Origin of the sequence: Burkholderia ambifaria AMMD (assembly GCF_000203915.1) — a bacterium.
GTDB lineage: Bacteria > Pseudomonadota > Gammaproteobacteria > Burkholderiales > Burkholderiaceae > Burkholderia > Burkholderia ambifaria.
On sequence record NC_008390.1, the window covers coordinates 1,570,171 to 1,595,552 of the forward strand.

A 25,382-nucleotide genomic window follows, 5' to 3' on the forward strand; every position below is an offset into this window, starting at 1 on the left:
GAAGAAGGAAATGAAGGGGCCGTGGTCAGTGCGCGTCGGCGAGTTCGGCCTGCGAACCGGTCGCGAGCGCGATGATCGCTTCCTGCGTGATGGGCGTGTGCGTGTGGCCGCCGAGTTCGCCGGCGATCTCGCCTTCGCGCATCACGAGCACGCGGTCGGCGACACCGATGATTTCCGGCAGTTCGCTCGAGATCACGATCACGCCGACGCCCGCGCGGGCCAGTTCGTTGATGATCCGGTAGATCTCGGATTTCGCGCCGATGTCGACGCCGCGCGTCGGTTCGTCGAGAATCAGCACGCGCGGCTTGGTCTCGAGCAGGCGCGACAGCAGCACTTTCTGCTGGTTGCCGCCCGACAGCGCGCCGACGTTGACGTTGGCATTCGGCACGCGGATCGACAGCGAGGCGATCGCGTCGCGTGCGCGTTGCGCACCGCGGGCGAGATCGAGCGCACCGAGCCGCGCATCGCGGTTGCACACCGAGATATTGATGTTGTCGCGTACGCTCATGTCGAGGAACAGACCCTGGCGCTTGCGGTCTTCCGTCAGGTAGACGAGGCCGGCATCGATCGCGTCGCGCGGCGAGTGCGCGCCGAACGCGCGGTCGCCGAGCTTCACGTCGCCGCGCGTGCGCGGCTCCGCGCCGAAGATCAGCCGCGCCAGTTCGGTGCGGCCCGCGCCGACGAGCCCGGCGATGCCGAGCACCTCGCCGGCATGCAGGTCGAGGCTGCAGCCGCGCACGCGCTCGGCGTCGGCGATGTCGCGTACCGACAGCAGCAGGTGGCCGGGGTCGTACGGCGCATGTTCCTTCTTGTAGAAGCCGGAGATGTCGCGGCCCACCATCATCGCAACGAGCCGCTCGGCCGACAGCGATTCGCGCTCGAGCGTGCCGACGTACGAGCCGTCGCGCAGCACCGACACGCGATCGGACAGTTCATAGATTTCCGCCATCCGGTGGCTGATGTAGATGATCGCGAGACCTTCCTCGCGCAGCTGGCGGATCAGGCCGAACAGATGCTCGGTCTCGCGCGACGACAGCGGCGTCGTCGGCTCGTCCATCACGAGGATGCGCGCGCGGGTGTGCACGGCGCGCGCGATCTCGACGAGCTGCTGCTCGGCGATCGACAGCGTGCCGACCAGCGTGTCCGGACCGAACGGCGCACCGAGGCGGGCGAGCACGTCCTCGCAGCCGCGCGCCATCGCCGCGCGGTCGATGGTGCCCCAGCGCCGGTTGCCGCGCCGCAGTTCGCGGCCGACGTAGATGTTTTCCGCGACGGTCAGGTTCGGCGCCAGGCACAGCTCCTGGTAGATCACGGCGACGCCCGCATCGCGCGCGGCGAGCGGGCCGTCGACGTCGATGCGCTCGCCGTCGATCAGGATCTCGCCGCCGGCGTCGGCGCGGTACGCACCGGACAGAATCTTCATCAGCGTCGACTTGCCTGCGCCGTTCTCGCCCATCAGCGAATGGATCTCGCCCGGATAGACGGTCAGGCTGACGTTGTCGAGCGCGCGCACGGCCGGGAACGTCTTGCTGATCCGGCGCATCTCGAGCAGCGGCCGGGACGACTCAGAACGCGACATGGTTGACCTCCTGCGATTCGGTGCGGGCGCCCTTGAGGATGCCGGCCCGCGGGGAGAAGTTGAAGAACATCGGCAGCGTCGCGGCGCCGATCGCGCCGGCATCGGCGCCGAACGTGCCGCGCACGAGCGTCGGCGTGCCGCGCGCTTCGGGCGCGGTGGCGACGAGGGCCGCGCGCAGGCGGGTCGTCACCGCGTCGAGCAGGCCGGCGTCGGTATCGGCGTCGAGCACTACCACCGGCGCATCGACGACGCAGAGCACCGCGCGCAATGCCGGTGCGAGCGCGTCGACGCAGTCGTCGATCCATTCGTCGACCGCCGGCAGGCCGCGCGCGATGCAGGCCTCGAGGTCGGCGCGATTCTCGACCGTCTCGCCGTGATGGCGCAGGTGGCGCACGAGCGCATGCAGTGACGCGCGGGCGAGCAGGATGTCCCACGGGCCGCGCGGCGGCGGTGCGGACGCCAGCCGGCTCGGCGGCACGGGAATCACGGCGATGTCGCCGGCATTGCCGGTCACGCCGCGCAGGCAGTCTCCGTCGACCGCGATGCCGCCGCCGATCGCGGGGCCGATGAACAGGTAGACGAAGTCGTCGCACTGCCGGCCGTAGCCGTAGAACAGTTCGGCGATCGCGGCGGCGTTGCCGTCGTTTTCGCCGAACACGGGCAGCGACAGCATGCGCCCGAGATCGCTCGCGAAATCGACGTCTTCCCATGCGCGGAACGTGTCGGGCGCGAGGCCGAGCTCGCGCATCCACGCGCCGAGGTTGTACGGCTGGGCGACGCCGACGCCTGTGAGGCGTGCGCGGTCATGCGCGGGGAGCAGATCCTGCATCGCATCGATGTCGCGCCGCACGATGTCGAGCACGTCGGCGGGCGGGGGAAGCAGCGTGTCGTGCGAGCGGCGGCCGAGCACGTCGCCCGCGAAATTGACGAGCGCCGTTTCGATGCGCATCCGGTCGAGATGGACGCCGATGCCGAACGCACCGCGCGGATCGAGACGGATCAGCGATGCCGGCTGGCCGCGCTGACCCTCGGTGCGGCCGGCGAATTCGATCAGCTTCGCGTCGGCGAGCGACGCGATGATGCTGCCGACCGCCGTGCCCGTCATGCTCGCGAGACGCGCAAGGTCGGCCTTCGACGCGCTGCCCGCGCGGCGCAGCGTCTTCAACAGCAGGCGCTCGTTGTAACGGCGCACGTTGGCCGAGTTGCTTCCCTGGCCGATGTGCGGGCTTCTCATGGCGTCTCCTTCCATGGGCGCGTCGTCTGTCGACGCATTAAATAAATCACGTTGATTTATTTAACCGCGTGAGCGACGGCATGTCAGCCTAGGGAAATCCCGGCCTCGGCCGGAGAGACAGGCGGGGCGGGGGTTTGCGGGTGTGGCGGGTTTTCAGGGTGCGTCGGTGCGGGGTGCGACGAGGGGCAGGATTGGGCTGCTGGCCGACCTCGCGGTCCTGCTCAGCGCACCGTTTCAGCGCGATTGCGGCGAATCGTTTGCTTGGCGTCAATGACGCGTGGGCGTTCGTCGCAAAGGCCGAGGAAGTCTGTCCTTGCGCGAAAACGACGAGGGAGAGATGCGGTACACCCGGCGCGCGTAATAGGGAGGGGTGAGTCGCGATTTGAACGCGATATCGCGCTTGCGGAAGCCGAAATGAAAAAAGGCCGGCTAGAAGCCGACCTTTTCAAAAAACAGATGGTGCCCAGGAGAGGACTCGAACCTCCACGATGTTGCCACCGCTAGGACCTGAACCTAGTGCGTCTACCAATTCCGCCACCTGGGCACGTTTTGCAGTAGTTGCCTGCTGCAAAGAAGCGAAATTATAGCGCGTCTAAAGGATCTGTCAACGGGTTGCGAGCAAAATTATTTGATGGCTGCGCCGTGACGTTGGACCGGGGGCATAGACAGATGTCGCCGCAAGCCGCGCGTATCAATCCGACGCCAGAAATGAAAAAAGGCCGGCTAGAAGCCGACCTTTTCAAAAACAGTTGGTGCCCAGGAGAGGACTCGAACCTCCACGGTGTTGCCACCGCTAGGACCTGAACCTAGTGCGTCTACCAATTCCGCCACCTGGGCACGTTTCGCTTGCTGCGATGCGAAGACCGCTATTGTAGCGTGTTCGAACAAGCTGTCAACACAATTTCATCGGAAGCGATGAGAAATATTCGCCCCTCGTCGTGCGGTAGCTCACGCGTCGACGGGATCCGGCTTCGCCCGTTCTGCTGCAAAATGCCGGCGCGCTGCATCTGCCTCGTATCGACGCGAGCCGGCAAGTGGCCCGCGGTCCGGCTGCACGGAGCGCAGAGGCAGATTTCGCGGTCCGTCCAGGTTCTGCGAGAGGGCTCAATGGACGAGACAACGGGATCGCGCAACGCAACGAAATGATTGCGGTCATTGCCGACACGCTGAACGAAGCCATCTAGGACAAGTACTGAAACGAGCATAGGACAAGTCCTAAAAATGGATCATTTTTATTGGGACAAGGGTTAATTGAGCTTGCCACCCGACACGGATCAAGACTATTCGAGCAACATGGCGGCCTGGCAACCGGCGGCCGAATCCGGTGCGGTTGCATCTTGAGGACCCGAGCCGACCCGAACCGTAGCAGCGTGGCGGGATCGAGCGCGCGACGAAGAAAGCAGCCGATTTGCCACGACCAGTCAGGGCATGCGCGGACGCAGCGAACTCGGGCGAATAAAACAATAAACAGGAATGCCATCCCATGTCTGACTGGCCCCATCGTATCTGGCGAGGTGTGACGTCCGTGCGGCCCACTGCGTGGCTGTTCACCGCCGGCGTTGCGTTGCTGGCGGCGCTCAGCTGTACGCCGGCCGCCGAGACGCTGCTGTCGCCGATCGACCGGTTGTACTGGAATCTGGTCGCGACCCGCGTCGATCACGGCGCGCGCGACGATGTCGTCGTCGTCTCGATCGACAAGAAAACGATCGCCGAACTGGGCGGCGGTGCGAGCTATGCACGGACGTCCCATGCGCAGGTGCTCGATCGTCTCGGCGGCGCATCGAGCGTCGTGCTCGACATGACGATGTTCGGCTCGACGCCCGGCGACGATGCGCTCGCGGCCGCGATCACGCGGCAAGGGCGCGTCGTGCTGCCTGCCCACGTGTCGCCGGAGAGCACGCGTGCCGACACCGTGCTGCTGCCCGCGCGGCAGTTGCGCGGCGCGGCGGCGGCCGTTGGTCAGCGCAGCGTCGTGCTCGGCAGCGATCATCTGGTGCAAGGCATCGTGCCGTACGTGCGGGCGGACAATTCGGACGACGAGTTCCCGCACGTCGCGCTGCAGGCGATCCGCGTGGCGGGCGCGTCGCTGCCGGCCGGCGACGTGCGTCTCCAGGTACAGGATCACGTATCCAAGATGGGGCGCGTCGCAGCTCACTCGCTCGCGCTGTTCCTGCCGGCCCGCTTCGACCTCGACCGCTATTCGTATGTCGACGTGCTGAAGGGGCGCATCCCGGAGTCGGCGTGGCGCGGCCGCATCGTGTTCATCGGCGACACGATGTCGGATCTTTCCGGCGTGTACGACCTGTCGACGTCGGAAGGTGGACGGCTGCGGCGCGTCGAAGTCGACGCGATGGTGACGCAGGCGCTGCTCGACGGCCACATCCTGTGGCGTGAGCCGGTGGCGGTTCAGGTCGTCGTCAGCATCGCGGTCGCGACGGGGATGCTGCTGATCTGCATGCTGGTGCCGGGCTGGCGCATGTACGCATTCGCGCTCGGGGGGCTGGCCATGTTCGTCGCCGTCGAACTGGTGCTGCTCGTGCGTTGGTCATGCTGGACGCCGCTCGGGCCGTTGCTTGCCGTGTGCGTATTGATTTTCGCGGTGTGCGGCTGGCGGCGCGCCGGCAGCGTGCGGACATTCCTGTTGAACGAATACGGGATGCTGCGCGGGCTTGCCGGCCAGCACGCGTTCATCGGCTTGCCGCACGCGGCAGGCGTCGATGCCGCGATGCCGACGACGGACGAAGTCGAGATTGCGATGCAGAGCATTCGCGCGTGGCAGACGGCCTATGTCGACATGATTGAAACGCTGCCGTATCCCATCTTCGTCGAACAGCACGGCAAGCTGTTGATGTGCAATGCGCGCGGCCGGGCGATGCTGCAGACGCTCGACGCGGACGGCGACGCGGACGGCGATGCGGCCGCAGGGCGCGTGCTGGCGATCGCGCGCGGCGAAGTGCTGACCGCGAAGGCGACCGGCAAGATCCACTCGGCCGAGCTGGTGCTGAACGGGCGCACGCAGATGATGATGGTGACGCCGTTCGGCGATGGCGACCGGCACAGTTCGACGGCGAGCATGATCTGTCTCGTCGATATCCACAACATCAAGGCGGCGGTCGAAAACGACCGGCTGACGCTGCGGCACATGGCGCACGACCTGCGCAACCCGCTTTCGACGGTGCTGTCGCTGCTCGAAGCGCACAACCACGCCGACGGCGCGACCGACGAGGATTTTCTGGCGGACCTGCACAAGCTCGTCGACTACAGCCTGCGCGTCGCGCAGGATTTCACGCAGCTGTCGCGCGCCGAACACCTCGATACGCGTGCGTATGTGCCGGTGTCGGCGAACGATCTGGCGGCGGAAGCGGTCGATCAGATCTGGCACAGCGCGAACGGTAAGCGAATCCGCGTCGAGGGGCCGCATTACGACGGCGACGACGTGTTCGTGCTCGGCAATCGCGACATGCTGTTGCGTGCATTGACCAACCTGCTCGACAACGCGATCAAATACTCGGCCGAGGAGACGGCCGTCGACGTCTGGATCGACGCCGACGACCGGCAGGTGTCGGTGGCCGTGCAGGACCAGGGGTGCGGCATCCCGGCCGACGCGATGCCGAGGCTGTTCGAGCCGTTCTTCCAGGTCGACGGCACGTATCGCGACGCCAGCCGCGGGGTCGGCCTCGGGCTGCCGTTCGTGAAGGCGGTGATCGAGCGCCACGGCGGATCGGTCGACGTGACGTCGACGCCGGGGCAGGGCAGCCGCTTCACCGTGCGTTTGCCGAGGACCGTTGCGGTAACGACGCTCGACGACGCGTGATCGGCGGAGGCCGTGGAACGGCGGAACGGGTGTGCAATGCGTTGAAGTCGGAAAGGGATTGAAGTCAGCGTGATGGAAGGCCGGGCCCGGTATTGCACGGGCCCGGCCTTTTTGCGTTGGAGCGCGGTGCAGGGCAGATATCGGCGCCGCCGCGTTGCACGTGACGACGCGCGGGATGCGTGCCGGTCGCGGCGCGATGACGGCCCGCCGCCCCGACCTTGCCGACGATCGAGCGCCCCATGTGGCGCGTTTGCAAGCATGCAGGCCTGGCGCCGCGCAGACGCAGACCGGGATACCTTTCATTAGCGGGGTAAACGAAAACGCCCTCGCACGAGGCGAGGGCGATACCGGCATTGGCCGTTGTGCGTCACGAGACGCGGGTTTCACATCGACCGGGGCGCCGCGATGGCGCCGCAGGCCGGCTCCAGCCTGCTCGTGCGCTTACTCGTTGTGCGCCTCCCATGCCTGGTCCCACGCAGTACCCTTGCCCGGCTCGTAAGCCCAGGCCGCCATCGAGCACCAGTTGGTGTACGGGAACGGCTTGCAGCGGTACAGCTTGCCATTGTTGGAGACGATATCGCCGGCGTTGTACTTCGTGCCTTCCTTGTACTGCGGATGATCGCCGCCGCCGTTGCCGCCTTCGCCGCCGCCATTGCCGCCACCGTTGCCACCTTCGCCGCCGCCGTTGCCGCCACCGTTACCACCGTTACCACCGTTGCCGCCTTCGTCGTCACCGTAAAGCGTCCACGCGTCGCTCCATGCGAAGCCCTTGCCCGGTTCGTACGCCGTCGGCGCGCCGGAGCACCAGCCGCTGTTCGGGAACGGCTTGCACTGATACAGCTTGCCGAGGTTCGACACGATGTCGCCGGCGTTGTACTGCGTACCGGCCTTGTACGCCGGATACTCGCCGCCACCGTTGCCGCCTTCGCCACCACCTTCGCCACCGCCCGCATCCTTCGCCTTGACGAGGACGGTGTGCTTCGCCGTGCTCGACAGCTTGCCGTCGCTGACCGTGACCGAGAACGTGAACGACTGGTCCTTCGCGAGCTCAGGTGCGGTGAAGCTCAGCGTCGCGCCGGTCGGCTTCGCGTCGATGCCGGCCGGGACGCTCCACTTGAAGCTCAGCTTGTCGCCGTCCGGGTCGGTCGATTTCGCGGCCGACAGCGTCACGGCCTGGCCGGCTTGCGCCGTTGCCGGGCCGCCGAGCTGCGCGACCGGCGGACGGTTTTCCGCGGGCGGCGGTTCGACCGTCGCATCCGCCTGCGCGGTGACGACGACCTGCGCCGTGTCCTTCAGGCCGGCCGGATCGGTGACCGTCACGCGGAACGTGTATTTCGTGTCCTGCTTGACCGACGGAACGTCGGCGCTCGCCTTCGCGCTCGTCGCATTGGCCAGCTTCAGCGGATCGCCGCCGACCTGTTCCCACATGAAGCTCAGCTTGTCGCCGTCGGGATCGCGCGACTTCGACGCGTCGAGCGTCACCGTCTGCGGCCCGGTGACCGTCATGTCGGCGCCCGCGTTCGCGACCGGCGGATGATTCTCCGCACCGCCGCCGCCTTCGTCGCCGTGGCCGAGGCCCTGATGCATCGCATTCAGGATGTCGCCGTTGTCCGCGTCGATTTCCCACGAGAACAGGCCGCCCAGTTGATGGGCGCGCACGTAGTCGCCCTTCGCGAGGACCGAACGCTGGTCGTCGAAGGTGAGGAGTTCGCCGGTACTCTTGTTGAATACGTACGGCGCTTCGGCCGTCTGGTCATAGTGATACTCGTAGCCGTTGATGCCGGCGTTGTTCGGCCCGATCATCTCCGCCTTGACCTTCTTGTAGTCGAGGATGCCCGGTTCCCACTGGCCCTTGTGCGGCCCCGTCGCCGTGCCGGTGAACGGATTGCCGTCGGCATAGCCGTGCACGCCGTTCCAGCCGCGCGCATACGCCGCCGCGCCGACGACGAGCTTCTTCGGATCGACGCCCTGCGCGAGCAGCGCCTTGATCGAGTTGTGCGTCGTGTACGCGGTGTCCGGCTTCCAGTCCGGCGCGTACAGCGCGGTTTGATGACCCAGATCCGTCAGACTGAACGCACCGTAGAAGTCGTACGTCATGTCGAAAATGTAGTCCATGTACTTCGTGGCTTCCTTGTAGTTCACCACGTCGATCTTGTCCTTGCCCGCGCCGATCGCCGACGTCAGCTCGTACTTCCTGCCGGTTTCCTGCGACAGCTTGTCGAGCATCTGCCGCAGTTCCTTCATCAACGTCACGTAGAGCGGGCCATCCTTCACCGGATCGCCGAGCGACGGGTTCACGCCCTTGCCGCCGGGGAACTCCCAGTCGATGTCGACGCCGTCGAAGAACTTCCAGGTGCGCAGCAACTGTTCGGTCGAGTCGACGAACACCTTGCGCTTCGCCGGATCGTGCATCTGGAAGAACGGGTCGGACAGCGTCCAGCCGCCGATCGACGGCAGGATCTTCAGGTTCGGGTTGCGCTTCTTCGCGGCCATCATCTGGCCGAGCACGCCCTTGAGCTTCGAGTTCGCGGTCTGGCCCGGCAATACCTTGGCCATCTCGCCATAGGTGTCATGGATCGCGACGCTGTAGTCCGGTAGCCCCTTGCAGCTCTGCTGCAGCGTGTTGAACGAGCCCGGCAGATCCTTCGCGAGCGACGCGTTCACGTCCGCGCCGCCGCAGATCGGGACGAATCCATACAGCATGTGCGTGAGGTTCTCGACCGGTACGTTGTCGACGTTGAACTTGCGGTCGTAGATCGACCACGTCGCGAAGTACGTGCCGACCACCGAACCGGACGTGTTCGCATACGGCTTGTGGTTCTTGCTTGCGTTGTTCGGCAGATCGTCCGCGAGTTCGGAAATCGTGTCGAACACGACCACGTCGAGCGGCGCGCTGTCGGTCGACGCACCGTTGGCGTCGATCACGCGCACCTGCATCTTCTTGACGCCCGGCGTCTTCACGTTCGCGATCACCTCGCCGCTTTGCGTGCCGCCGGGCGTCATCTTGACCTCGGAAGCGGGATCGACGACGCCGTTGACCACCGCGACCGCCTTCACGGCGGTGCCGTTGCTCCAGATGTCGAACGGCAGCGGCACGTCGACCTTCTTGTTCAGCTTGACGAGGTCCTTGTACGGCGCAACGCCTGCCTTCTGCAGGTCGATCTCGACGAAGCCATGCGGCTGCGACGTGATTTCGTACTGCTTCAGACTGGGCTTGCCGGGTGCAGCGAGCGCCGCGTTCGCGAAGCTCAGTGCGCTGGCTGCCGCGAGCGCGGCATAGGCAACGTGCGCACGACGCTGCGAACGGCGTCGGATCACGATGTTGGGAGTGCGTTTATGCGATTTCAATTTGAAAGCCATCCATCTTGTGTTGAAAGAGAGTGCCGGGGAAGCGAGCGCATTCTTTTTCACGGACGGAATAGCGGCAATGAATCTCAACGCAATCTAAATGCGGGCCGCGTGAAGGCAGTGCATGAGAAATCGCGCGCACGGCGGCGGGGGACGACGGATTCTTGAGAGATCGTTTAGGAAGGTACGACGATGCGCGGGGCGTGGCGATACTGCGCTCAGCGTTTCGTTAGCCACACATGCGTCACGCAAATTCCGGCGGTCGCATCGCGATGCGTCGAACGAAAAAGCCACCCTTAAACTTTCAACCAACGGAATCAGATGAGAACCCGAACAGCGAACAAGACGCTCTTTACCCTGTCGCCGCTCGTGGCCTGCGCGTCGATGTTCTTCGCCCAGGCCGCATTCGCGCATGGCTACCTGTCGGAGCCGCCGTCGCGCAGTCTGCTGTGCAGCTCGAAAGCGGGCAAGATCGAAAACTTCAATTGCGGTTCGGTCACCTATGAACCGCAAAGCGTCGAAGGCAAGCAAGGCTTCCCGGCAGCCGGCGCGCCGGACGGCCAGATCGCGAGCGGCGGCGTGACGCAGTTCAGCGAACTCGACGAGCAGACCGTCGATCGCTGGAAGATCACCGACATCAAGCCGGGCGCCCAGAAATTCAAGTGGACGTTCACCGCGCCGCACGTGACGAAGGAATTCAAGTATTACCTGACGAAGCAGGGCTGGAACCCGAACGCGAAGCTCACGCGTGAGCAGTTCGACCTGACGCCGTTCTGCACGATCGACGGCGGGATGAAGAAAGCCGACGAGATCGGCCCGCACAACTGCACGATTCCGTCGGACAAGAAGGGCCATCACGTGATGCTGACGACGTGGCACGTCGGCGACACGGCCGGCATGTTCTACAACGTCGCCGACCTGAACATCACCGACGACGGCGGCGCGACCGATCCGGGCAAGCCGAGCTGGTCGAATGTCGGCAGCATCGCGCCGACGATGGACCTGAAGGTCGGTGACAAGGTCATGAACCGCGTGTTCAAGTCGGGCGGCGAAGTGCCGTCGATGAAGACGACGGTGACGATCGGCTCCGCGCAGCAAGGCGAACGCAACATGTGGCCGATGCTGCTCGCGAAGGAAATCAACCGCACGCAGGCGGCGAACCTGATCGCCGGCGTCGAGCGCGACGGCCGCATCGAGCCGTCGCTCGGCAAGAACGACGTGTTCTCGAAGAGCACCAGCGGCATCGTGCGCACCGAGACGACGATCGATCACCAGCCGGAAGGCGGCATCGACGAAGGCTTCAGCATCTCGAACAACGGTGAATTCAAGATCCAGAACGGCAAGGCGACCGCGAAGTTCTTCCTGAAGTTCAACCACGCGAAGGACACGAACGTCACCGTCAAGGTTTACGACGCGTCGAACTCGCTGGTCGGATCGAAGTCGTCGACGATGCGCATGCAGGGCGACGTGAACGTCGACATCGCGAACGCGAAGGCGGGTAACCACACGGCCGTGGCGACGTCGCAGATCGACGGCGGCACGCTGAAGCAGGAAACCACGACGTTCAAGCTGACCGGCGAATCGGGCGGCGGCGAAGGTGCGCAATGCCAGGCCGAATGGAAGCAGGGCACGGCGTATACGGGCGGCGCGAAGGTGCAGCACAACGGCCGCACGTTCGAAGCGCGCTGGTGGACGCAGAACGAGGCGCCGGGCGATCCGGCGTCGACCGGCGCCGACCATACCGGCAAGGTGTGGAAGGAGCTGGGCGCCTGCAGCAAGTAACGACCTGACAAGGAGATGACGCGAGCCGCACGCAGCAATGCGTGCGGCTCTTTCATTTGCGGCTGGCGCGCGAACCGGCGGATTGAAGCACGCGTTGATATTTCGTTGATGAAAGTGGTGGCGTTTTCCTTCCCCCGGAAAATGACGTCATCGATCGGCGCTTTCCTTCAATCGAATCCGCATCCCCGAAAGCGCCTCATTCACCTGCCGTCTGCAACACGACGGCCCCCGGCCGCGACGCCGCCGGGATCTCTACAGAGGGCAAACGACGTGAAACCGAATTATCGGAAATGGACGAAACGCCGTGGCCAGCAGGGCTTCACGCTGCTGGAGCTGCTGGTCGTGCTGCTGATCATCGCGCTGCTGGCCGGCTATGTCGGTCCGAAGCTGTTCTCGCAGGTCGACAAGGCAAAGGTCAAGTCGACGCAAGCGCAGATGAAGACGCTGGGCGATGCGGTCACGCAATTCCGGCTCGATACGGGCAATTACCCGACCGCCGACGAAGGACTCGATGCGCTGGTCGTGCAGCCGCAAGGCGCCGACGGCTGGAACGGTCCGTATCTCGCGAAGGCCGTGCCGAAGGACGGCTGGGGCCGCGCGTACCAATGGAATGTGCCGGGCCGTGATGGCGAGGCGGAGATCGTGTCGCTCGGGCGAGACGGTCGGGTCGGCGGGAGCGGCGTCGATGCGGACCTCGTCTACGGCATGTAAGGGCCTGCGTCGCTGGATCGCGGCCGTGGCGCTGTTCGCCACCTGCGCATCCGGCGCCGTGGCCAAGGACTGCTGGACCCGGGCGGGAGAGCGGCATGGCATCGATCCGCTGCTGCTGGTCGCGATCGCGAAGGTGGAATCCGCGCTGAATCCGCGCGCGATGAACTGGAACCGGAACGGCACTTACGACATCGGGCTGATGCAGATCAACAGTTCGCATCTGCCGCGTCTCGTGAAGGTCGGCGTGACGCACAAGCGGCTGATCAACGAACCCTGCACGTCGATCGACACCGGCGCGTCGATTCTCGCCGGATTCATCGACCGGCACGGCTACACGTGGAACGCGGTCGGCGCGTACAACGCCGGCTCGTCGGAGAAACGCGTGCCGGCACGCAAGGCTTATGCGACCAAGGTCTGGCGCGAGTACCGCGCATTGACGAGCGATCGCGACGCGAGCCTCGCGATGCTCGACGAATGGCGGAGGTAGCCATGCAGGCATTTCGGGTACGCGTGCTCGCCGACGGCAAGATCGCCCAGCAGACGATCGAAGCCGCGAGCGAGATGGAGGTGCGCGCACGGCTCGCGGAGAAGGGCGGCGTCGTGCTCGAGGTCCGGCGCGATAAACGTATCGGGCGCCGCCGTGCACCGAAGTTTGCGCTGGCGCTGTTCCTGCAGGAATTGTCGACGCTGCTCGACGCCGGCCTCGTGCTGTTCGAGGCGCTGGAAGCGTTGCGCGACAAGGCGGATTCGGGCAAGGACGCGAAGTACGTGATCGACCGCCTGCTCGCGGTGATGGTCGAGGGGCAGCCGTTGTCGAAGGCGCTCGCTCGGCAGCCGGCGATTTTTCCGCCGCTGCTGGTGGCGACGGTCGAATCGTCGGAGGGCAGCGGTCAGTTGCCGGTGGTCCTGAAGCGTTACCAGCAGTACGAAGTGCGAATCGAACAGGTCCGCAAGCGCGTCACCGGCGCGCTGATCTATCCGGCCGTCGTGATCGGCGTCGGCATCGCGATCCTGCTGTTCATGGCGTTCTTCGTGATTCCGCGCTTCGCGGTGGTGTTCGAGTCGCTGGCCACGCTGCCGCCGACCGCGCACGCGATGCTCTGGTGGGCGAACCTGCTGCGCGAGAACGGGATGGCGGTCGGGCTCGCGGTCGCGGCGTCGTTCGTCGGCGCGGGGCTGGCGATCCGCTCGGCGGCGTTCAAGCGCGCCGCGCAGCGGCTGATGTGGCGCGCGCCGAAAGTGCGCGACGTCTGCGCACTGTTCGCGCTCACGCGCTTTTACCGAACGGTCGGCCTGCTGATCGCGGGCGGCACGCCGGTGATCGTCGCGCTGGAGCTGTCGGGCAAGGTGCTCCCCGAGCATTTCCGTGCGCGGCTCGCGGCGGCGCTGATCGACATGCGCGCAGGGCGTCCGGTCGCGGCCGTGCTCGCCGCGCATGCGCTGACGACGTCGGTCGCCGAGCGGCTGTTGCGCGTGGGCGAGCAGAGCGGCGACCTCGGCGGGATGTGCGAGCACATCGCGCAGTTTCACGACGGCGCGCTCGATCGCGCGATCGAGATGCTCAGCAAGGTGTTCGAACCGGTGCTGATGCTCGCGGTGGGCGCGACGGTCGGCGCGGTGGTCCTGCTGCTTTACATGCCGATCTTCGAATTGGCGGGCAGCGTCGGATAGCGATCCGCACTGTCAACGCGTTCGCGATCCCGCTGTTCAACAGGAGAAAACTCAATGAAAACGGAACACATCGTTCAACGCTGGCAGTCGGAATCCGAAGCATCGGGCGTTGGCTTCGCGCAATACGTGGAGGGCCTGCTGGGCGCCGATCCGACGCGGCTCGCACAAGCGGCCGCCTGCCTTGGCATCGGCGCAGTCGACGCCGATACGCTGCGCGCGGCGCCGACGCGCTTCGACCTGCTGCCGCTGCACGACGCGCTGACCTGGCGCGTGCTGCCGGTCGAGCTCGACGGCGCGCCGTGCGTCGTCGTCGCCGATCCGTTCGCCCGCCACGTGCGCGACGAGCTGCTTGCGCGGTTCGGCGTGCGGCCGGTCGAACTGGCCATGAGTGTGCCGGGCGAAGTCGAGCGGCTGCTCGGCGACATCGAGTCGAGCGAGCGGCTGATGGACGACGTGACGATCGATACGCAGGGCGATTCGCTCGCACAGGCGATCGAGTCGATCTCGCTTGCGAGCATCGCGAAAGACGAGAGCCCGATCATCAGGCTCGTCAACACGACGCTCTACGACGCGCTGCAGAGCCGCGCGAGCGATATTCATCTCGAAGCGGTGCCGGACGGTCTGTCGATCCGCTACCGGATCGACGGCGTGCTGCAGTCGATCCGCCACATTCCCGGGCTCGAGGCGGCCGCGCAGACGCTGTCGCGCCTGAAGGTGCTCGCCGCGCTCGACATCGCGGAGAAGCGCGTGCCGCAGGACGGCCGTTTCAAGGTCGTGATGCAGGGCCGCGAGATCGATTTCCGCGTGTCGATCATTCCCGGCACCTATGGCGAAAACGCGGTGATGCGCGTGCTCGACAAGTCGCAGCGCGGCGACAGCGTGAGCCTCGACGTGCTCGGCTTCGACGCGCAGACGGCGCGGCGCGTGCGTGCGCTCGCGCACCGGCCTTACGGTCTGATGCTCGTGACGGGGCCGACCGGCAGCGGCAAGTCGACGACGCTGTACGCGGTGCTGTCGGAAGTCAACACGGGCGACGACAAGATCATCACGATCGAGGACCCGGTCGAATACGAGCTGAAGGGCGTGCTGCAGATCCCGGTCAACGAGCGCAAGGGCCTCACGTTCGCGCGCGGGCTGCGCTCGATCCTGCGGCACGACCCGGACACGGTGATGGTCGGCGAGATCCGCGACGAGGAGACCGCGTCGATCGCCGTGCAATCGGCGCTCACCGGCCACCGCGTGCTGTCGACCGTGCATGCGAACGACGGGTTCAGCGTGATCGACCGCTTCATCTACATGGGCGTCGAGCCGTCGACGTTTCTCGAAGCGCTGAACGGCGTCGTGTCGCAGCGCCTGGTGCGGCGGATCTGCGCGCGCTGCGGCGGCACGGCGGCGGACGGCGCCGACCTGAGCGGCGCGGCGCCCGACGAACTGAAGCGCGTGGTCACGCCCGGCACGGGCTGCGAGACCTGCCGCGGCACCGGCTATCACGGCCGGATCGGACTCGCGGAAGTGCTGACGCTCGATGCGGCGATGAAGGCCGCGCTGCTCGAGCGCTCGATCGAGAAGCGTGCGCAGGCCCTCGCCGGCAACGCCGACTACCGGTCGATGCGCGACGCGGGGCTTGCGGCGGTTCGCGCGCGGCTGACGACGTTCCAGGAGGTGCAACGTGCGATCGCCGTGGAATAACGTCATCGCGGTGCTCGACGCCGACACGCTGCGCGTGTGGACGAACGACGGCTGGCGCGCGCGGCGCGCCGGCGAGCCGCACGTCGTCGTCGCACACGACGGCCTGCCTGCCGAAGCGCTGGCACAGGTGCTCGGCGGCCTGCCGAAAGCGCGCGTGGCAATGCGCAATCGCGTGCATGTCGTCGTCGGCCATCCGTGGACGCATGGCGTCGTGCTGCCTTGGCAGGACGGGCTGGTGTCGGACGCCGCGTGGGACGCTTATGCGCGCGCGCTGTTCGCCGCCCGCGCGCAGCGCGGCGCGCTGCGGATCCGCATCGAAGCCGGGCCGCGCGGTCGCGCGCGCCTGGCGGTGGCGGCCTGCGATACGTTGCTCGCGGCGCTCGCGGCAGTCACGCGCGCGGCCGGCTGGCGGCTCGTCAGCGTGCGCGACGCGTTGTCGGCGTCGCTCGACGCGCATGCCGGCCGCCTGAGCGGCGGCGACTGCCGCTACGCGCTGCTGCAGCCGCGCGTCGTGACGTGCGTGTTTCGCCGCGCGGGCGAGTGGGCCGACGTGGTCACGCTGCCGCGCGCGGGCGGCCGGCGGCTCGACGACTGGTTCGCGGCCGCGGCGTTGATGGCCGGGCAGCCGCTGGCCGGCGCGGCCTTCGCGAGTGCGCTCGACGGGGCGCTGCCGGTCGAGGACGGCGTGACGCTGCTCGATGGCGGCCCGGATCACGTGCCCGTGCGCGAGCCGGGAGCGCCGGCATGAAGCGTCTTGACGAACTGGATTTCGCGGCGCCGCGCGTGCGCGCCACGCCGTGGGCGGCCGTCGCGCTGTGTTGCGCATTGCTGACCGGCGCGTTCGCCGCGAGCGAGTGGTCGCGCGTCGATCAGTTGCGCGACGAGGTCGACGGCATCGAAAGCCGGATCGACGAGCGCCAACGCGCGATCGAGCGCGAGCGGCGCCGGCAGAAGACGATGACGCCGGAGCAGCGCCGCATCGAACGCGTGCTCGCCGAGCAGCGGATGAGCGAGAAAGGCTCGGGGCTGTCGGTGGTCGACTGGATCGAGCAGGCGTGGACGCCGCAGATCGCGCTGAAGTCGCTGACGGTCGACAAGGCCGGCCGTGAGGCGCGCATCGAAGGCGGCGCGGCGGAGCTGTCGCACATCTACATCTTCGTCGACCGACTGAACGATCGTCACCCGGACCGCAAGATCGGCCTGCTGCAGCACCGCACGAAAGCGGAGGACGGCAAGGACATCTTTCATTTCAGCCTGAGCATCGAACACCCATGACGAACCTGAAAGCAATCGACATGACGGCGCTTGCCGCGCGGCTGCGCTGGGGCGCCTATGCGGCGGCCCGCAAGCTCGGCGCAGCGGGGCTGCTGGCGGCCGGGCTGGTCGTGGCGCTGGTCGGCGCGCACGCGCTCTACCTGCAACCGGACAGCGAGCGTCTCGAGGCCGAGCACGACGCGCGCACGAAGGAACTGGCCGCGTTGCCGCAGGTGGCCCGCAAGGCTGGCGCCGACGGCCTGACGCTGCAGCAGGTCCAGCAATTACGCAGCAGCGAGCAGGCTTACTCGATTTTCCAGATCCTGTCGCAGCACGGCATGGATCGCAAGCACGCGACTTATCGCCGCGAAGTCGAAGTGAAGGGCAAGCTGCGCCGGCTCACGATCAGCATCGCGATGAGCGGCAGCTATGTCGGGCTGCGCGAAGCCATGCGCGAGATTGCGAGCCAGCCGATGGTGCGCATCGAAGGCGTGTCGATCGAACGCGACCGGATCGACAGCGCCAGCGTGAGCGCCGACCTGCGGGTCAGCCTGCTGGGGCCGGACACATGATGCGCGCCCGCTTGATCCCGTTCGCGGCCGCGCTCGCGCTGGCCGCCGCTTGCGTCGCGGGCGGCAGCGTCGCGCGGGAAGGCGCCGGCCAGGCGCCGATCGTCGACGTCTTTCCGGCGCAGAACTGGGCGTCGCTCGGTGCGGAGCCGGCGAACGACAGCCCGCCGCCGCCTGTCGCGGAGCCCGAACCCGAACCGCCGTCGCTCGACGAGCCGATCGACGCGCAGCCGGTCGCGGAGCCGCCATTCGCCATTGCCGGCGAATGGCGCGAGAACGACCAGCGCATCGTCGTGCTGGAAGGCGCGGGCAAAACGTTCCTGCTGTGCGCATCGCGCTGCGGCGTGCGAGACGCCGTGCTGCCGGGCGGCGAGATCGCCGAAGGATACCGGCTGAAGAAACTGGGCGAACAGGGCGCGGTGACCGTGACCCGGGACAGCACCGATATCGAGCTGTCGCCGCTCGTCCCGACCCGATGAACCCCGAATTCAATTTAGGCCGAACACCATCATGAAACGTAAAGTCAGTCTGTTGCTCCTGATCTCGGCGCTCGCGCTGACAGGATGCGCGAGTTCCCCGTTCAACGCCGCGCCCGACGCCGCCGCGACGCCCGCCGAACGACTCGGCACGCTGCAGCAGCAGCGTGAGGCCGCGCCGGACGACATCGCGCTCACGACCGCCGTCGAATTCAGCCGGCACGATTACGTGCGCGCGGAGCTGAAGGAAGCCGACCGCCAGATCGCACAGGGCAACCATGCGGCCGCGATCGATCACCTGGACAACGTGCTGGACGAGGACCCGGGCAACCTCAAGGCCAGCCAGGCGCTCGAGCAGGTCAAGCGCCGCCAGCAGATGGCGGTCGACCTCGCGCGCGCGCAGCGCATCGGCGGCGAACAGCCGCAGGAGGCGCTCGAGATCGCGCGGCGCATTCTCGCCGAGCAGCCCAACCACGCGGACGCGAAGCGCCTGCGCGACAGGCTGCTGCGTCAGTCGCAGGCCAGCCGGGCGGTGCGGCCGCAGTTGTCCGACGCGCTGCGCAAGCCGGTGTCGCTCAACTTCAAGCAGCAGCCGCTTGCGAACATCTTCGACGTGATCTCGCGCGTGTCCGGCGTGAACTTCGTGTTCGACCGCGACGTCGACACCAGCCATGCCGCGACGTTGTTCGCGGAACGCACGACCGCCGAGGATGCGATCAACCTGTTGCTGCGCACCAACCAGCTCGAGAAGAAGGTGCTCGACCGGCACACGCTGCTCGTCTACCCGTCGCAGCCCGAAAAGGCACGCAACTACACGGAGTTCGCGATCCGGACGTTCTTCCTGTCGCATGCGGACGCGAAGTCGGTGATGGCCGCGCTGCGCCAGATGATCAAGCCGAAGGACGTCTACGTGGACGAGCGGGTGAATGCGGTCGTCATGCGCGACACGCCGGAGACGATCCAGGTCGCGGAGCGCGTCGTGATGGGCCTCGACATTCCTCAATCCGAGGTGACGCTCGACGTGCAGGTGCTCGAGGTCAACATGAACGACAGCCTCGATCTCGGCGTCCAGTATCCGGGCAAGATCCAGTTCAACGCGCTCGGCGGCGTGGAGGGCGGCGCGCTGACGCTCGGCGACCTGCTGCGCCTGAATCGCGACCGCGTCGGCGTATCGAGCGAATCGGGCGGGCTCGCGCTCGCGATCGACCTGCTGCAGAAACAAGGCAAGACCAAGACGCTCGCGAATCCGAAGATCCGCGTGCGCAACATGGAGAAGGCCAACATCAAGATCGGCGAGCGCGTGCCGATCGTCACGACCACCAACGCGAACGGCGTCGTGACCGAATCGGTCAGCTACCAGGACGTTGGGCTGATGCTGAAGGTCGAGCCGCGCATCAGCCTGAACGAGGAGGTGAGCGTCAAGGTGAACATGGAGGTCAGCAGCATCCTGACGAAGGAAACCACGAAGACCGGGCTCGTCGCCTATTCGCTCGGCACGCGCAATGCGGAGACGCTGATGACCGCGAAGAACGGCGAAACGCAGATCCTTGCCGGCCTCGTCAAGCGTAACGAAAGCGACAGCGTGGCGGGGCTGCCGGGCGTATCGGGCTTGCCGGTGCTCGGCAGACTGTTCGGTTCGAACGGCCGCAGCAACGAGCGCTCGGAGATCGTGCTGCTCATCACGCCGCATATCGAGCGCAATCTCGACCTGCCGATGTCGGCAGTGACGACCTTCCTGTCGGGCACCGAGTCGCGCGTGACCACCGAAGCGCTGACGCTCGAGTCCGCGCAGGCCGTGCCGGCGCGCCTGCCGTCGTCGGACGGCCCGGATCTGGACGCGCCGATCGAGCCGGCGACGCCGGTGGGCCAGCGCGCGGCCGCGGAGCCTGAAACAGCCGACGCGGCCAAGGCAGAGCCGCAAGCGGGCGTGGCGGCCGGGCAGGATGAGACGGCGGCCCCGATGGTCGAGCACGACAAGCGCGGCGCGGGGATGATGCGCACGCGTTCGGATGCCGGGCCGCAGCCGGCCCGGGCAATCAAGATCGCAGAGGCCGAGGCAGCGGGCACCGTCGCGGCGAACCGCCGTGCGGTGCCGCCGCGAGGGGCGGTGACGCGGGCAGTCGCTTCCGCGGCGAAGGCGACCGAGTTGCGTGCGGCCATCGCCGCCGCGCGAATCGAGCTGGATCGCGCGGGCGACGTCGACGCGGCGCCGCGCATTGCTCAACCGGGCGCGATCGTGCGCGCGGCGGCGCCGCGGACGGCGGCCGAGGCGACGGCGGCACGCGCGCCGGCCGCCGCTTCGCAGGCCGCCGCTTCGCAGGCACGCGGTGAACGCGGCATCGTCGCCGCCGTCCGCTCGCTGATCGGCACGCTGCAGGCGTTCGTCGATCACGTCGTGGGCGAACGCGAACCGGCGCTGCCGCTGTATGCCGACGCGCCGATGCTGCTGTCGCGCGCGCGGGGCTTCGCGTGAACGGGCGTCGACGCGCACGCGGCTTCACGCTGATCGAACTGATGGTGGCGATGTCGCTGCTCGCGTTGCTCGCGACCGTCGCGCTGCCGTTGACCGATCTCGTCAAACGGCGCTCGGACGAGGCCGAGTTGCGCCGCGTGCTGGTGGTGATCCGCTCGGCGCTCGACGCGTACAAGGCGGCGGCGGATGACGGGCGGATCGAGCGCAGCGTCGACGCGAGCGGTTATCCGCCCGACCTGCGCGCGCTCGTCGACGGCGTCGAGGACAAGAAGTCGCCCGACGGCGCGCGGCTGTATTTCCTGCGCAAGCTTCCGGCCGATCCGATGTGCGAATGCGACGACAAGGTGCCGGAAGACACCTGGGAAACGCGCAGCTACGCGAGCGACCCCGATTCGTTCTCGTCCGGCGAGGACGTGTTCGACATCCGCTCGACCAACCGCAAGGAGGGCCTCAATGGCGTCCCGTACAACCAGTGGTAGACGCGCGCGCCGCGCGGCCGGCTTCACGCTGATCGAGCTGCTCGTGGTGATGGCGATCATCGCGGCGCTCACCGCGTTCGTCGCACCCGGCTACCTGAAGCAGAGCGATCGCGCGAAGGAAACGGTGCTGCGTCACAACCTGAACACGCTACGCCAGTCGATCGACGATTACCGGGCGGATCACGGCCGCGATCCCGACACGCTCGATGCGCTGGTCGAGAAGCGCTATCTGCGCGAGCTGCCGCTCGACCCGCTCACGGGCAAGCGCGGGTCGTGGCAACCGCAGGCCGGCGAGACGGGCGGCATCGCCGACGTGAAGAGCGGCGCGAAAGGGCGCGCGCTCGACGGGAGCACCTATGCGACGTGGTAATCGGCGCCGCGCCGGGCTGCGGCGGGGGCTGCGCGCGCAGCGCGGTATTGCGTATCTCGGCGTGCTGCTGCTCGTCGCGGCGCTGGGGCTCGGCATGACGCAGGCGGCACGGATCTGGACGACGGTGCAGCAGCGCGACCGGGAGGCGCAGTTGCTGTTCGTCGGCGACCAGTTTCGTGCGGCGATCGCCAGCTACTACAATGCGGCGGGAGGCAGCCGCTATCCGGAATCGCTCGACGCACTGCTCGAGGATCGCCGCGGGCTGCCGACGCTGCGTCACTTGCGGCGGCTGTATGCCGATCCGCTGACCGGTTCGACGCAGTGGGGGCTCGTGAAGGCGCCTGACGGCGGCATCATGGGCGTATTCAGCGAGGCGCCGGGGCAGCCGCTCAAGCGTCATGGGTTCCCCGCGCGGTACGACGCGTTCGGCGACAGTGACGCGTACGGCGAATGGGCGTTTGTTTACCTGCCGCCCCCTCCGGTCGACGGAGCGGCGAACGAGCCCGGGAACGGGGCGGCATACTGAGATCAGGGCGAACATGATCGTTGCAATACTTGAAGACATCGTGACGCAGGCCGGCGTCGTGGCCGGCTGGCTCGACAAGGCCGGCTACGACACGCAGGTGCGGCACGACGGCGACAGCTTCATCGAACTGGTGCGCACGCAGCGCGTCGACGTGCTGCTGCTCGACTGGGACGTACCCGGCAAGTCGGGGATCGAGGTGATGCGCTGGGCGCGTGAATCGTTCGCCGATGCGCTGCCGATCATCATGATGACGCAGCACGACGGCGAGAACGACATCGTGTTCGGTCTCAACAGCGGTGCCGACGACTATCTGATCAAGCCGCTGCGCGAGCGCGAGCTGGTCGCGCGCGTGAATGCGCAGGCGCGCAAGTACTACCCGGAGACGCAGCGCGCGAAGGTCGTCGAGGTCGGCAAGTTCGCGCTCGACGTGAGCGCGCATGCCGCGACCGTGGACGGTGCGCCGGTCGAATTGTCGCAGCGCGAGTTCGATCTCGCGCTGATGCTGTTCGAGAGCGTCGGGCGGATCGTGTCGAAGGACATGATGATCAAGCGCATTTGGGGGGCGGTCGACCGGAAGTACGACGCGACGCTCGCGACTTATGTGAGCAAGTTGCGTTCGAGCCTCGGATTGCGGCCGAAGAACGGGCTCGTGATCACCACGGTCTACAACTACGGGTACCGACTGGAACGGACCTGATCAGTCGACCGGATGGCGGCGCGCCGGCGCGACCGCCATCCGGATTGCCACCGGCGCTGCGGCGTCGGTCGTGCGCGTCGAATCCACCCCGACTCCGTCCCGACACGGTCACGTGCGCGTCCCGCGCGTCCGTCATTCCCGGCTGAACTTCGCCGCCCGGCGAACCCGCCCCGCGCATCGCGCGAATTCTCGATCAACTTGATGCGCAGCCCGTCCGGCGAAGCGCAGCCGACGCCGCTGTCGATCCTGCAGCTCGGCGCGACTGAGCTGTGCGCGACGAACGTACTGACGCCGCATGACGACGATGCGGCGCACGTCCGGGCGCCGGGACGGATATTTGGAAATCCTTGATATTGATTATCAACACGGGAAGCCACTTCGATAATTGCATCCATCTGGCCATGGCAACACGCAATTGGCAATCAATAAAGGATCAATCATGCATGTGGTTTCTCAAACAAGTTCGCCGGGAACATGGGCGAGCGACGGTCGCTACGACCGATTTTCCCGCGTACTGCACTGGATCTTCGCGGTCGTGATTCTGTACACGATGGCGGCCGGATTCTCGCTGCACTTCATCACCCAACCGGAGATCTGGCGTTTCGTGTCGACGCTCAATATGTCGCTCGCGAGCTGCCTGATCGTGCTGTTTCCGCTTCGCTACGTGTGGTCGTTTTTCCGCCGGACGCCGCCTGACGTCGACTCGATTCCCCGGCAACAGCGATCGATTGCGCATCTGGTGCACTCGCTGATTTACGGCCTCGTCGCCTTCGTGCTGTTCAGCGGTTTCGTGATGGTGCCGGATGGCTACTGGCTGTTCGGGGTGTTTTACGTGAAGACGCCGTTCAGCGCGGGGCCGGTCACCGAACACTGGTTCGTACTCCATCGGATCGGCTGCTATGCGCTGGCTATCATGGTGGCGGCACACGCGGGCGCGGCGCTCAAGCACCAGTTCGTGTCGAAGAACGGCGTGCTGAAGCGCATGCTTTGACGAAGCTGGCCGCGCGGAAGAGGGCGTCGAGCGTGAGCGGCTTGCCCGGGGCCGTGGGCAGCGAGTGGGGGCCGACTGCGCCAACATCGCGCCCGCTTGAAAGTAGGACCTCTGCTCATAGTGGGGCCGGATCGCCCCACATCCTCGTGCTTCTCGGCGCCGAAAATGAAAAAAGGCCGGCTAGATGAACTGCACCCCAAAAGTTGGACACCCGTCCAACCTTTGGGGTGTTTTTCATGACGAAGTACAACGAGCAGTTCAAGCAACGCATCGTTGACGAGTATCTGGCCGGCGGAATCGGCATCGAATCGCTGGCGCATCGGTACAGAGTGGGCCGCTCGGTCGTGGGGCGCTGGGTGGCGAGCTATCGGGAGCATGGCAGCGCGGGGTTACGCAAGAAACACGTTTGCTACGACGCTGAGTTCAAGCTATCGGTACTGCAGCGCATGTGGCGAGACGAGTTGTCATACGGCCAGGTATCGGCCTTGTTCGATATTCGCGGCGCGGGCTGCGTAGCCGGCTGGGAGCGCCTGTATCATGAGGGCGGTATCGATGCACTGTCCCCTCGCCGACGAGGGCGCCCCCGAAAGATGGCCACTTCACTTCCGCCCAAACCCACCGAACCCGGCACACCGGATGAACGCTCGCGCGAAGAATTGCTCAAGGAAAACGAGTATTTGCGTGCGGAGGTGGCCTACCTAAAAAAGCTCGATGCGCTGCTGGCGAAGAAGCAGGCAGCGCAAAAGAAAAAGCGCAAATAGTGCACGAGCTTAGGCAGCACCATCCGGTAGCGGCACTTCTGAAGGCGGCCGGCTTGGCGCGTAGCACGTTCTATTACCAGCTTGGGACGCTGAGCGTCGACGATCGCCGTGCCGATCTCAAGGCGAAGATCCGGGCGGTGTTCGACCATCACAAGGGCCGCTACGGCTATCGACGCGTCACGGCTGCGATTCGGCAAACCGGGCATCTCGTCAACCACAAGGCCGTGCAGAGGCTGATGCAGCAATTGCAGTTGAAATCCCTGCTGCGCCCGAAGAAATACCGCTCCTGGCGAGGCGAAGTCGGCAAAGCCGCACCCAACCTGCTGCAACGTCAGTTTAGTGCCGCACAGGCCAATCAGAAGTGGGTGACGGATGTGACGGAATTCAACGTCGGCGGTCAGAAGCTGTACCTGTCGCCGGTGATGGATCTGTACAACGGCGAGATCGTGGCTTACCAGATGGATCGACGCCCAAGCTTCGAGTTGGTCAGCGGCATGCTCAAGAAGGCGCTGACCAAACTCAAACGCACGGACAGACCGCTATTGCATTCGGACCAAGGCTGGCAATACCGAATGCCGGCGTTTCGCCGGCAACTGAAGCGGCGCAAACTGACTCAAAGCATGTCCCGCAAGGGGAACTGCCTCGATAATGCTGCGATGGAAAGCTTCTTCGGCACGCTCAAGTCCGAGTGCTACAAGGGACATCGCTTCACTTGCGTGGAGCATTTGCGCGACACGCTCAATCACTACATCCACTACTACAACCACGAACGCATCAAGCTCAAATTGAAAGGGCTGAGTCCCGTGCAATACAGAACTCAGCCCTTGAGCGCCTAGCCTTCAACTGTCCAACTTTGCGGGGTCAGTTCAGAAGCCGACCTTTTCAAAAACAGATGGTGCCCAGGAGAGGACTCGGTCACACAAGCGCGACCCCGGCTGCGCTTGCAAGCGCAGCCTTT

The 25,382-nt window shown here is 66.2% G+C and carries 20 protein-coding genes and 2 tRNA genes; 17 read left to right on the top strand and 5 right to left on the bottom strand.

What is annotated here, in order from left to right; genetic code table 11:
* Positions 1-25 precede the first annotated feature (25 nt).
* From BAMB_RS07210 to BAMB_RS07225, 4 genes are all read right to left on the bottom strand, one after another.
* Positions 26-1,579, bottom strand: a complete 1,554-nt coding sequence (locus BAMB_RS07210) for a sugar ABC transporter ATP-binding protein (protein WP_011656728.1) — start codon at positions 1,577-1,579, stop codon at positions 26-28.
* Complete coding sequence (locus BAMB_RS07215; protein WP_011656729.1) at positions 1,566-2,813, bottom strand: ROK family protein; 1,248 nt, start codon at positions 2,811-2,813, stop codon at positions 1,566-1,568. The genes BAMB_RS07210 and BAMB_RS07215 overlap by 14 nt, the downstream gene beginning before the upstream one ends.
* 457 nt (positions 2,814-3,270) lie before the next feature.
* Positions 3,271-3,357: transfer RNA gene (locus tag BAMB_RS07220), tRNA-Leu, on the bottom strand.
* Between the two features lie 206 nt (positions 3,358-3,563).
* Positions 3,564-3,650 (bottom strand) — tRNA-Leu (locus BAMB_RS07225).
* A 646-nt stretch (positions 3,651-4,296) separates the two neighbouring features.
* Between BAMB_RS07225 and BAMB_RS07230 the strand changes: the two genes are divergently transcribed.
* Complete coding sequence (locus BAMB_RS07230; RefSeq protein ID WP_011656730.1) at positions 4,297-6,627, top strand: ATP-binding protein; 2,331 nt, start codon at positions 4,297-4,299, stop codon at positions 6,625-6,627.
* 441 nt (positions 6,628-7,068) lie between these two features.
* Here BAMB_RS07230 and BAMB_RS07235 read toward each other — a convergent pair whose 3' ends face one another.
* The gene (locus tag BAMB_RS07235; protein ID WP_045554935.1) at positions 7,069-9,945 is read right to left on the bottom strand and encodes a glycosyl hydrolase family 18 protein; all 2,877 of its coding nucleotides are present in this window, start codon (positions 9,943-9,945) and stop codon (positions 7,069-7,071) included.
* A gap of 351 nt (positions 9,946-10,296) precedes the next feature.
* Between BAMB_RS07235 and gbpA the strand changes: the two genes are divergently transcribed.
* From gbpA to BAMB_RS34860, 16 genes are all read left to right on the top strand, one after another.
* Positions 10,297-11,757 carry an N-acetylglucosamine-binding protein GbpA gene (gene gbpA, locus BAMB_RS07240; protein WP_011656732.1) on the top strand — a complete coding sequence of 487 codons (1,461 nt, stop codon included), beginning with the start codon at positions 10,297-10,299 and terminating at the stop codon, positions 11,755-11,757.
* A gap of 270 nt (positions 11,758-12,027) precedes the next feature.
* Positions 12,028-12,468, top strand: coding sequence for a type II secretion system major pseudopilin GspG (gene gspG / locus BAMB_RS07245; RefSeq protein ID WP_011656733.1), 441 nt, complete (start codon positions 12,028-12,030; stop codon positions 12,466-12,468).
* Complete coding sequence (locus BAMB_RS07250) at positions 12,443-12,955, top strand: lytic transglycosylase domain-containing protein (RefSeq protein ID WP_011656734.1); 513 nt, start codon at positions 12,443-12,445, stop codon at positions 12,953-12,955. The genes gspG and BAMB_RS07250 overlap by 26 nt, the downstream gene beginning before the upstream one ends.
* A gap of 2 nt (positions 12,956-12,957) precedes the next feature.
* A complete protein-coding gene (locus BAMB_RS07255) occupies positions 12,958-14,139 on the top strand; it encodes a type II secretion system F family protein (RefSeq protein WP_011656735.1) in 1,182 nt (393 codons plus the stop codon).
* A gap of 54 nt (positions 14,140-14,193) precedes the next feature.
* Complete coding sequence (locus tag BAMB_RS07260) at positions 14,194-15,828, top strand: GspE/PulE family protein (RefSeq protein ID WP_011656736.1); 1,635 nt, start codon at positions 14,194-14,196, stop codon at positions 15,826-15,828.
* On the top strand, positions 15,809-16,576 hold the full coding sequence (locus BAMB_RS07265) for a hypothetical protein (RefSeq protein ID WP_011656737.1): 768 nt from the start codon (positions 15,809-15,811) through the stop codon (positions 16,574-16,576). Before BAMB_RS07260 ends, BAMB_RS07265 begins: the two co-directional genes overlap by 20 nt.
* A complete protein-coding gene (locus BAMB_RS07270; RefSeq protein ID WP_011656738.1) occupies positions 16,573-17,103 on the top strand; it encodes a hypothetical protein in 531 nt (176 codons plus the stop codon). Before BAMB_RS07265 ends, BAMB_RS07270 begins: the two co-directional genes overlap by 4 nt.
* Positions 17,100-17,654 (top strand): hypothetical protein, encoded by a 555-nt coding sequence (locus BAMB_RS07275; protein ID WP_011656739.1) that lies wholly within the window; start codon positions 17,100-17,102, stop codon positions 17,652-17,654. Before BAMB_RS07270 ends, BAMB_RS07275 begins: the two co-directional genes overlap by 4 nt.
* Positions 17,651-18,130: a hypothetical protein gene (locus tag BAMB_RS07280; RefSeq protein ID WP_011656740.1), complete on the top strand. Its 480-nt coding sequence runs from the start codon at positions 17,651-17,653 to the stop codon at positions 18,128-18,130. The genes BAMB_RS07275 and BAMB_RS07280 overlap by 4 nt, the downstream gene beginning before the upstream one ends.
* A 31-nt stretch (positions 18,131-18,161) precedes the next feature.
* Complete coding sequence (locus BAMB_RS07285) at positions 18,162-20,600, top strand: secretin N-terminal domain-containing protein (RefSeq protein WP_011656741.1); 2,439 nt, start codon at positions 18,162-18,164, stop codon at positions 20,598-20,600.
* Complete coding sequence (locus tag BAMB_RS07290; RefSeq protein ID WP_011656742.1) at positions 20,597-21,079, top strand: type II secretion system protein; 483 nt, start codon at positions 20,597-20,599, stop codon at positions 21,077-21,079. Before BAMB_RS07285 ends, BAMB_RS07290 begins: the two co-directional genes overlap by 4 nt.
* On the top strand, positions 21,054-21,449 hold the full coding sequence (locus tag BAMB_RS07295) for a type II secretion system protein (protein ID WP_011656743.1): 396 nt from the start codon (positions 21,054-21,056) through the stop codon (positions 21,447-21,449). Before BAMB_RS07290 ends, BAMB_RS07295 begins: the two co-directional genes overlap by 26 nt.
* Positions 21,436-21,975, top strand: coding sequence for a hypothetical protein (locus BAMB_RS07300; RefSeq protein WP_011656744.1), 540 nt, complete (start codon positions 21,436-21,438; stop codon positions 21,973-21,975). The genes BAMB_RS07295 and BAMB_RS07300 overlap by 14 nt, the downstream gene beginning before the upstream one ends.
* A gap of 13 nt (positions 21,976-21,988) precedes the next feature.
* The gene (locus tag BAMB_RS07305; protein WP_011656745.1) at positions 21,989-22,672 is read left to right on the top strand and encodes a response regulator transcription factor; all 684 of its coding nucleotides are present in this window, start codon (positions 21,989-21,991) and stop codon (positions 22,670-22,672) included.
* Positions 22,673-23,111: 439 nt separating this feature from the next.
* The gene (locus BAMB_RS07310) at positions 23,112-23,663 is read left to right on the top strand and encodes a cytochrome b (protein WP_011656747.1); all 552 of its coding nucleotides are present in this window, start codon (positions 23,112-23,114) and stop codon (positions 23,661-23,663) included.
* A 236-nt stretch (positions 23,664-23,899) separates the two neighbouring features.
* A protein-coding gene (locus BAMB_RS34860) for an IS3 family transposase (RefSeq protein WP_085963142.1) occupies positions 23,900-25,260 on the top strand; the annotation gives its coding sequence in 2 pieces (ribosomal slippage) (positions 23,900-24,362 and positions 24,362-25,260; 1,362 coding nt in all).
* Positions 25,261-25,382 lie beyond the last annotated feature (122 nt).

Coding starts and splice junctions, on each gene's coding strand:
- BAMB_RS07210 (WP_011656728.1), bottom strand. CDS start 1,579: ATGTCGCGTTCTGAGTCGTCCCGGCCGCTGCTCGAGATGCGCCGGATC.
- BAMB_RS07215 (WP_011656729.1), bottom strand. CDS start 2,813: ATGAGAAGCCCGCACATCGGCCAGGGAAGCAACTCGGCCAACGTGCGC.
- BAMB_RS07230 (WP_011656730.1), top strand. CDS start 4,297: ATGTCTGACTGGCCCCATCGTATCTGGCGAGGTGTGACGTCCGTGCGG.
- gbpA (WP_011656732.1), top strand. CDS start 10,297: ATGAGAACCCGAACAGCGAACAAGACGCTCTTTACCCTGTCGCCGCTC.
- BAMB_RS07250 (WP_011656734.1), top strand. CDS start 12,443: ATGCGGACCTCGTCTACGGCATGTAAGGGCCTGCGTCGCTGGATCGCG.
- BAMB_RS07255 (WP_011656735.1), top strand. CDS start 12,958: ATGCAGGCATTTCGGGTACGCGTGCTCGCCGACGGCAAGATCGCCCAG.
- BAMB_RS07260 (WP_011656736.1), top strand. CDS start 14,194: ATGAAAACGGAACACATCGTTCAACGCTGGCAGTCGGAATCCGAAGCA.
- BAMB_RS07270 (WP_011656738.1), top strand. CDS start 16,573: ATGAAGCGTCTTGACGAACTGGATTTCGCGGCGCCGCGCGTGCGCGCC.
- BAMB_RS07275 (WP_011656739.1), top strand. CDS start 17,100: ATGACGAACCTGAAAGCAATCGACATGACGGCGCTTGCCGCGCGGCTG.
- BAMB_RS07280 (WP_011656740.1), top strand. CDS start 17,651: ATGATGCGCGCCCGCTTGATCCCGTTCGCGGCCGCGCTCGCGCTGGCC.
- BAMB_RS07285 (WP_011656741.1), top strand. CDS start 18,162: ATGAAACGTAAAGTCAGTCTGTTGCTCCTGATCTCGGCGCTCGCGCTG.
- BAMB_RS07295 (WP_011656743.1), top strand. CDS start 21,054: ATGGCGTCCCGTACAACCAGTGGTAGACGCGCGCGCCGCGCGGCCGGC.
- BAMB_RS07300 (WP_011656744.1), top strand. CDS start 21,436: ATGCGACGTGGTAATCGGCGCCGCGCCGGGCTGCGGCGGGGGCTGCGC.
- BAMB_RS07305 (WP_011656745.1), top strand. CDS start 21,989: ATGATCGTTGCAATACTTGAAGACATCGTGACGCAGGCCGGCGTCGTG.
- BAMB_RS07310 (WP_011656747.1), top strand. CDS start 23,112: ATGCATGTGGTTTCTCAAACAAGTTCGCCGGGAACATGGGCGAGCGAC.